This is a genomic window from Collinsella sp. TF12-2AT, from assembly GCF_003436735.1.
Classification (GTDB): domain Bacteria; phylum Actinomycetota; class Coriobacteriia; order Coriobacteriales; family Coriobacteriaceae; genus Collinsella.
Map to the genome: position 1 here is coordinate 41,061 of NZ_QSQK01000015.1, position 7,815 is coordinate 48,875.

Sequence of the window (7,815 nt, forward strand, 5' to 3'; positions counted from 1 at the left end):
GCGCTCCGACAAGAGCGCCGCGCGATACGGGCCATCAGATTGCAAAAGTGTAACGCTTGCAAACCCCGTATTGGTTCAATTTAGCCAACCTTAGTCAATTGGATTGAGTGCGTCGATCTGCGCAAGCCACAGATGCGAGCTGGCGTCACTCGGCATACGCCAATCGCCGCGCGGGCTGAGCGTCACCGAGCCCACCTTGGGACCATCGGGCAGGCAGCTGCGCTTAAACTGCTGGGCAAAGAAGCGACGGTAGAACGTACGCAGCCACGTGTGGACGGTCTTGGCATCGTAGACACCCTCAAAGCTCTTGAGCGCCATGCGGTAGATCTTGCCGGGCTCAAAGCCAAAACGCAGCAGGTAGTAGAGGAAGTAGTCGTGCAGCTCGTACGGGCCCACCAAATCCTCGGTCTTCTGCGCAATCTCGCCGTCGCCCGTGGGCGGCAGAAGTTCGGGAGACACCGGCGTATCGAGGATATCGAGCAGCACCTTGGCGATGCGCCCGCCAAAGACATCGGCCGCATAGCGCACCAGATGGCGCACGAGCGTCTTGGGAACGCTCGAGTTGACGGCGTACATGCTCATATGGTCGCCGTTGTACGTAGCCCAGCCGAGCGCCAGCTCCGACAGGTCGCCGGTGCCGATGACAAAACCGCCAGCCTGGTTGGCCAGGTCCATCAGGATCTGCGTACGCTCGCGGGCCTGGCTGTTCTCGTAGGTCACGTCCTGCACGGCCGGATCGTGCTCAATGTCCCTAAAGTGCTGCTCCACGGCCGCGTGAATCGAAACCTCGCGGAAGCTCACGCCCAGGTCGCGGGCGAGCGACTCGGCATTCGACTTGGTGCGATGCGTCGTGCCAAAGCCGGGCATGGAAACCGCCGTGATACCCGTGCGTGGCAGTCCCAGTGCATCGAAGGCACGCACGGTCACAAGCAGTGCCAGCGTGGAGTCCAAGCCACCCGAAAGACCGATGACTGCAGCCTTGGTACCCGTATGGGCAAGGCGGGTCTTGAGGCCCGCAGTCTGCAGATTGAGAATAGTCTCGCAACGCTCGGCCAGATCACCGTGGTCGGCCGGCACAAAAGGCGCGCGAGGGAAAACACGGTCGATATCGCAGGCATCGCGCAGGACAGACTCTTCGGCCAACACGCCCTCAAAAGAGAACTCAACGGTCGTGGCCTCCGGCGCATCGTCCGCGCGCGTCCACGTCGTCGAGCGACGGCGCTCGGCAACCAGACGATCGAGGTCGACATCGGCAACCGCCATGTCGCAGGTAAGCAGTTTGGTGGCGGCCAGCTTAGAGCCGTTTTCGTAGATCAGGTTCTCGCCCGCAAAGACCATGTCGGTCGTAGATTCGCCCTCACTCGCATCCGCGTAGGCATAGGCGCAGTACAGGCGCGCACTCTGGTTGGAGATGAGGCTGCGGCGGTAATCCGCCTTGCCGATAATCTCGTCCGAGGCCGACGGGTTGAGGATCACCGTCGCGCCAGCAAGCGCCATCTCGGTCGAGGGGGGCGCCGGTACCCACAGGTCCTCGCACACCTCGACACCCAGCACCAGATCCTCGGCACCTTCATCGCAGCAGCGGTAGACAAGCCCCGAGCCAAGCGGCACCGGACCCTGACCAGCAAATTCAATCCACACGGGATCGGCCGGCGCCGGAGCAAACCAGCGGCGCTCATAAAACTCTCCGTAGTTGGGCAAGTACTTTTTGGCCGTAAGGCCCAAAAGCTCGCCCGCACAGCACACGGCGGCGCAATTGTAGATGTTTTCGGCCACCGCGACGGGAAGACCGATGGTAAAGACGATCGGCAGCTCACGGGTTTTATCGAGAATGCGCACGAGCGCCGCCTCGCAGGCATGCAGCAGCGTGCGGTTATGGAACAGGTCGGCCGCGGTATAGCCGCACAGGTTGAGCTCGGGCAGTACCAACGCGCGAACGCCGCGCTCGGCAGCCTCACGAACAGCCGTCAGCGCAACCTCGGCATTGCCCTCGACATCGGCCACGCGAATCCGCGGCGACGCCGCCGCCACACGCAAAAAGCCATGGTTCTTATTAGCCGAAACGCAGCATTGCCTTGTTGATCTGGACACTGGAGGCCCCTTCTACCCTGAGATTCAGTCTAACGGACGTTCACATATCTCTAGCTAGCCAAAGCAACCTCCCAGTTTACTGAGACGCCAACCTGTGCTAAGAGCATGTATTCCAAAAATATCTTTAATTAAAAAAGGAGAAATCGATAATCGACTTCTCCTTTAAGCGAGGCAAGTAAATTCCGAAACTAATGGCAGAATTTATCCATGTAGTCCTCAAAGTCGAACACTTCTACCACGACGCCCTCTTCCTGAGACTCTTTCAGTTGCTCCAAGAGATCTTTGTTAATAACGTCCATGTAGAAACCTCCTCTATCTAATCGATTGTAGTATATCTGCTTTCATGCAATTATCAACCAACTTGTTTAATTGCTCCTCGCTTGCCGATAGTCCCTCTTTTTTCAAAATGTCGCGCACCTCGTTCTTAGTAATCGGCTTTTCAAACAACGAAAGCAAAGCGAACGAAAAATCATTAACCGCACACATTCTATGGGTGGCACAACTCAGCAGTACTCTTAACCCCTCTTTTGAGCGTCCGACTTCTTTAACAAACGAACTTTTAACCAATTGAAAACCATTATCGTGCATTACATAATCGGCATCGATATTTGTATTCAGCAATCCATAATGCAACAGTTCTTCTATCGCCCTTGTCAGCTCGAGGTCGCCCTGATCAAGAATAAGAGAAATGCTACAATCGGCCTCCAATAAACGGGCCAACTTAAGGTATACCAACTGGGAAACAGCATAGACATGATGGTATTCAGAATTATAGAAGTAGGCAAATGGCTCAACGAGCACGACAGAGGTCTTGGAATCCAGCCAGATTCGATCAGCTGGATTTAGACTAGTTAGCCGTCGCTTTACTTTGGTCAAATGTCCCTTATACCTGACAGCGTGAATAGAATCTAGAATCCAGGTCACCTCTGAAATATGAAGCCGCTGGGGCAAGTCAATTGTGTCGCTACCGTTTATGACCTCTTGCATATAAAAATCAATATGATGCTCATCAGATAAGGATTTTGCTTCATTTAAAGTTAAACCAGTGCCTGAAACATAATCCACTTCGAGGCGCAAATCCTCATATTGGGACTTCGGCATTACAGAGACACCATACTTATCGGGATGATTCCAAACATCCGACCCCATAACGAGACCAAAATTCGTAAATCCTCTCGTGGAATATGGAACACCACATACCTGTTTTGAATAATTCAAAACATTCTCTGTATAAGCTAAGGTGTTCAGAGCCTCTTCTTTAGTTTCGGTCGGAAAGCCAATCATAAAAAATAGATGAACAGGAATACCCGCATTGAGACAATCATGGATATTGCGATCAATCCAATCAACTCTCGTGTTCTTCTTCATTAGATCAAGAACTCTTTGGTTGTATGACTCGAGGCCAAACTGAATCTGCCTACATCCACTTTGGTATATCTTGTTAAAAACTTCTGTACTTAGGGTTGGAGAGAACCTCGTTTCTCCATGCCAGAAAAACGTTTTTCCCGATGCGTTTATTTCATCCGCGAGTTGCTCCATTCTTTTGCCTTCGAATGTTTCATCCACAAAAGAGAAAACTCTCGTGCCGTATTTTTCATTTAACCGACACATTATTTCAAATACTCTCGATATAGGCATCTTTCGGTAACAACCACCGGTAGCACCGGGAATGGTGCAGAAGGCGCAATGATTAAAACACTGCCTAGAGGAATAAACCGGCAATATTAACTCAGGCATGAAGTATTTAGAAAGGGCGAAGCCATCGAAATCGGGAACTGTATCGTTGATAAATGTTTGCTCAATCCGATGGTTTTTATATATTTCCACCTTTAGCATGGCAAAGGTTTGGAACACAGTCGAGATTGTCATCACCAGAGTCAAGAGCCTCAAGAAGACGTGCAAGCGGCTCTTCGCCGTCATACATCATTATCGAATCAATGTATTCAAAAAAGGGATGCCATTCTTTCATGCAGTCATCTGCTAAACGAGTAATGTAATTGCCGCCCAATGAGACGTGTTTAACAGATGGACATTCTTCCTTAATCAGTTTCGCTAACGTAACTGCAGAAATCAATTGGAAACAGCCGCTCACCGAAATCCCAATAAACTCGATTTTTTCCCTCTGAATACGCTTAAGAAAGGCAGTTTCATAGAAGGAAATAAACGGATTATGCAAGGTATCCGCAAGCGATTTCATTATTTCTGGTGTCGAATAATAATCATAGGGCAGATCTATGGAGTTGAACGTGTATTTAACTCCATATGAGACGCGATTTATGATATAGAGTGCATTTCTAAAAATGTTTTCGGCATATTGTCTTTCTTTTAGATTAAAGTATCTCTTCGATCTGAAAATATCTTTTGCCTCGTCAACATTAAGTGCCGACTTTTGTATCAACTCGATTGTTAATTGAACATTCGAACTAAACGAATCCTTTGATTCCCGATACCTTTTACAGCACTCTTCGACATGTCTAAAAGATAGGAGGTCATCGTAAAATTCCACGTTTAAGTCAACAATGTCAACTTTGTATTGTTCAACCTCTTGAAGATATGACTTCAAAACAGGCAAGGCAAGATACGGCCCCACTGGACTCCATCCTGGGGGAAATACTAAAAGCGTTTTAGGCATATCAACGTCACATCTTTCGCAAATAATTTAATTGAAACACAACTACCATCATAATTGAAAATACACCAAGTCCTGTAACGAGAATTGAGAACATCGCGATGCTCGTGAACAGCGAAACAAGAAGTGTTGAAATAACAACAGCAACCGATTGCAAAGACTCCCTAATTGAAAACAGGCTTATCGATTCAGATCCGTCTCTCGCCAAATCCTGCAGCGATGTTATGAGAAGCACATCTTGAATGGCGTTTCCGGCACCGACGATAAAAAGGAAAATAAACGATATCCCAGACGCATAGCGATAGCCAAACGCCAGATACGCACCGAGCGCAAGATACGTCACAAAACAATATGATTTAACGCAATCGGAACCACTGATTAAACGACCATATATTGTATTTCCGAACAACAGTCCGATTGTAAGACTACTCTGAAGGAATCCGTATTGTATCGATGACGAGTCAAATTGCAATTGCGCTATAGCTGGCAAAAGAGAATTCAGAGAGCCGAATGCCACGCCACTAGAAATATCGATTAATAGGAAACCAATTGCCAAGTGCTTCGCGCTAAGATCACTAAATGCAGTCCTGTTTTTTTCATTTTTGCTTATTCCCTCTTTATCATTAACCTCGATAACCGACGGAACATCTCGCAGCAACCAGAACGACGCGGCAAAAGAAAGCGCGTCTAATGCAAGAACAGCCTCCGCCCCAAATTGAGCGACAACAAAACCGCCGGCAACTGGCCCCAGAACCATCATCAAATTCTGCAGGAACCCAAACGAATTATTAATTACGTCGCGATTGATACTATTCGTATTGGCTCTTAACAACGAGTAAAAGCAGGGCATTTCTACCGTTCGGCAAAGCGATACCGCGCACGTAATAGCAAACATACTCCATTTACTATCAACAAAAATATAGCAAACGAATAATCCCGCGCGAATTAAGTCTGCCAATCTCATGGCCTGCAGTGTCCCGATACCCATCTTCTGAGGCAGCTGCGCGAGCGCAACTGAAAACAGAGAGGGGGCAAATCTGCAGCAGACCATCAAAGCAGTTGCAGAAACATCGTGAGTTACCTCGTAAATCAGCATTGGCAAAGCAATATTCGCACACCAATTGCCTATTTCGCTTATCCCTCTAGCAATATATAGGACCCGAACCGGACGGCTAGCTCTCAATACCGTGAACATCACGATTAACCTCGTATTTCAGGCCTCGTTCATCCCTTAATAGGAATCCATAATCAACCAAGTACCGCCTCAACACGGCATAATCAGGATAGAGCTGTGACAGCACACGATTAACCTGAAGCTCCGTATAACTTGTATTTAATTCAAAGAAAGAGACGGCCCATAGCAGCATGATTCTTTTATAGCTTTCCTTTTTTGGAATTGAAACCAGCTCGCCATTCTTGAGAAATCGTTTTTTAAAGTCTATTAGCTCATCCATTCACATCCTCCATTTCATACGCATCTAATACTAAAAATGCATACGCTTTAGGTCATCGCATTCAGCTTCTTTATTCGAACTAAACTCGAACTAATCTAAATTATTTGCTCAGACACTCTTCGAAAGCTCGTTTTTCACTCTGAGTAAAATGCCCTTCCCAGTCAGTCCACGAACAGGAAGGCAACTCACAACGAGCGGAGTCGAAGCCCTCTGCCGTCGGTCGTTCAAAATGCACGATAACCTTTTCGATATCGCCATCCGCAATCAGGTCAGAATGAATGACCTCGGTACCGTCTTCGAACGTCATATACGGGTACATCACGTAAACCACCTCGCAATCGTAAATCCAGTTTAGCATCAAGCTATTGCACCAAAGACAGCAAGCCCCCTTGATGAGTTGATGGTATCTGTTTAATGTCACGTACGATTCACATCTGGTGGGTACCCTGATGGCTACACAAAACGAAGCAGATTTACACCGGGAGGACCCCGTATGACAACCAAGTACACTGACGCGCCGCGCACGCGCGTCATGACACCGGCCGCGCTCAACAACGGCGTGCACGAGAACCATTCCATCGGACAGACCATGGCCATCGCGCCCAAAAAGGGCCTGTTTGACGACATTTCCATTCCCCAGATCATCGCCGGCGCCGCAGCTGCCGCCACGAGCGTGGCGCTTGCTTCAAAGATCGGCATTGCCGGCTCGGTGATTGGTGCCGCTGTGAGCTCAGTCATCACTGTTGTGTCCTCGCAGGTCTATCGCCACTTTATCTCCGCCAGCGCCGAAGCAATCAAGGGCACGCATGCCGCTGTCGACTACCCTACCGGCGCCTACGAGCCCGTTGAGCCCAATGTCGAGGAGCACCTAGGTGGCGCCGCAACCACGCAGGAGATGCGCCAGGTTGCGGGACGCGCGACCACGGCGCGCGTCGCTCCCAACAGCCTGCGCGCCAAGGCGGCGGCTGAGCGCAGCCAGACGCAAAAGAAGGTCATCGTCTTCTCGATCGCTATCGCCATCGTCGCGGTCATCGCCTGCGCCGGCGCCATCCTTATCACCACTGCCGGTGAGGGTCTGGGCGAGCGTCCAGAGCCAATCCTGTCGTCGCGCACGACCGAGAGCGATGCAAATGGCAACACCCAGTCGCAGGATCAGCAGGCACAGACGGACGATACGCAAGACAGTTCTACCTCTGCCAATTCGTCCTCGAACACCCAAAACCAATCGCAGGGCGTCGATTCCTCTGCGAACAACAGCGGCACGCAATCCGGCACGACTGACTCAAGTCAAACGACTGACGGCTCTCAACCGAGCACGGGCGACCAGGCGAATGGCAATACACCGAGTACGGGATCTACCGACAACAGCAACACCAACAGCTCGAGCGGAACCGCGTCCGGCACGGCATCTGACAGTTCAAGCCAAGGCGCGACATCGGGCAACTAGGCACATTTGCCTCTCATAGATAACCGACCTGTATAACGGGCGCGAATCGACAGCGGTTCGCGCCCGTTTGCCTTGGGCGCCGCCATGGCGAGCGCCATGCGATGGTAAGATGCTTTACATGTGTAAAGAGGAGATTTGCCATGAGCAAGGTACCGTCAAGATTCTTTCGCAAATTGATCGAGGCGGCCTCGGCC

7 protein-coding genes are annotated in these 7,815 nt (G+C 50.2%); 1 reads left to right on the forward strand and 6 read right to left on the reverse strand.

Going from position 1 to position 7,815, the window contains the following annotated elements; translation table 11 throughout:
- Window positions 1-90: 90 nt before the first annotated feature.
- From DXD24_RS09150 to DXD24_RS09170, 6 genes are all read right to left on the reverse strand, one after another.
- Window positions 91-2,091, reverse strand: a complete 2,001-nt coding sequence (locus tag DXD24_RS09150) for an NAD(+) synthase (protein ID WP_117564415.1) — start codon at window positions 2,089-2,091, stop codon at window positions 91-93.
- A gap of 312 nt (window positions 2,092-2,403) precedes the next feature.
- Window positions 2,404-3,960: a radical SAM protein gene (locus DXD24_RS09155; RefSeq protein ID WP_233502379.1), complete on the reverse strand. Its 1,557-nt coding sequence runs from the start codon at window positions 3,958-3,960 to the stop codon at window positions 2,404-2,406.
- Window positions 3,905-4,723, reverse strand: a complete 819-nt coding sequence (locus DXD24_RS10040) for a hypothetical protein (protein WP_147324147.1) — start codon at window positions 4,721-4,723, stop codon at window positions 3,905-3,907. The genes DXD24_RS09155 and DXD24_RS10040 overlap by 56 nt, the downstream gene beginning before the upstream one ends.
- Window positions 4,724-4,730: 7 nt before the next feature.
- A complete protein-coding gene (locus DXD24_RS09160; RefSeq protein WP_082435530.1) occupies window positions 4,731-5,915 on the reverse strand; it encodes an MFS transporter in 1,185 nt (394 codons plus the stop codon).
- Window positions 5,893-6,174: a DUF2087 domain-containing protein gene (locus DXD24_RS09165; protein WP_055251466.1), complete on the reverse strand. Its 282-nt coding sequence runs from the start codon at window positions 6,172-6,174 to the stop codon at window positions 5,893-5,895. Before DXD24_RS09165 ends, DXD24_RS09160 begins: the two co-directional genes overlap by 23 nt.
- A gap of 100 nt (window positions 6,175-6,274) precedes the next feature.
- The gene (locus DXD24_RS09170) at window positions 6,275-6,496 is read right to left on the reverse strand and encodes a hypothetical protein (protein WP_233502378.1); all 222 of its coding nucleotides are present in this window, start codon (window positions 6,494-6,496) and stop codon (window positions 6,275-6,277) included.
- A gap of 171 nt (window positions 6,497-6,667) precedes the next feature.
- Here DXD24_RS09170 and DXD24_RS09175 point away from each other — a divergent pair, with 171 nt between their 5' ends.
- On the forward strand, window positions 6,668-7,621 hold the full coding sequence (locus DXD24_RS09175) for a hypothetical protein (RefSeq protein ID WP_117564417.1): 954 nt from the start codon (window positions 6,668-6,670) through the stop codon (window positions 7,619-7,621).
- Window positions 7,622-7,815 lie beyond the last annotated feature (194 nt).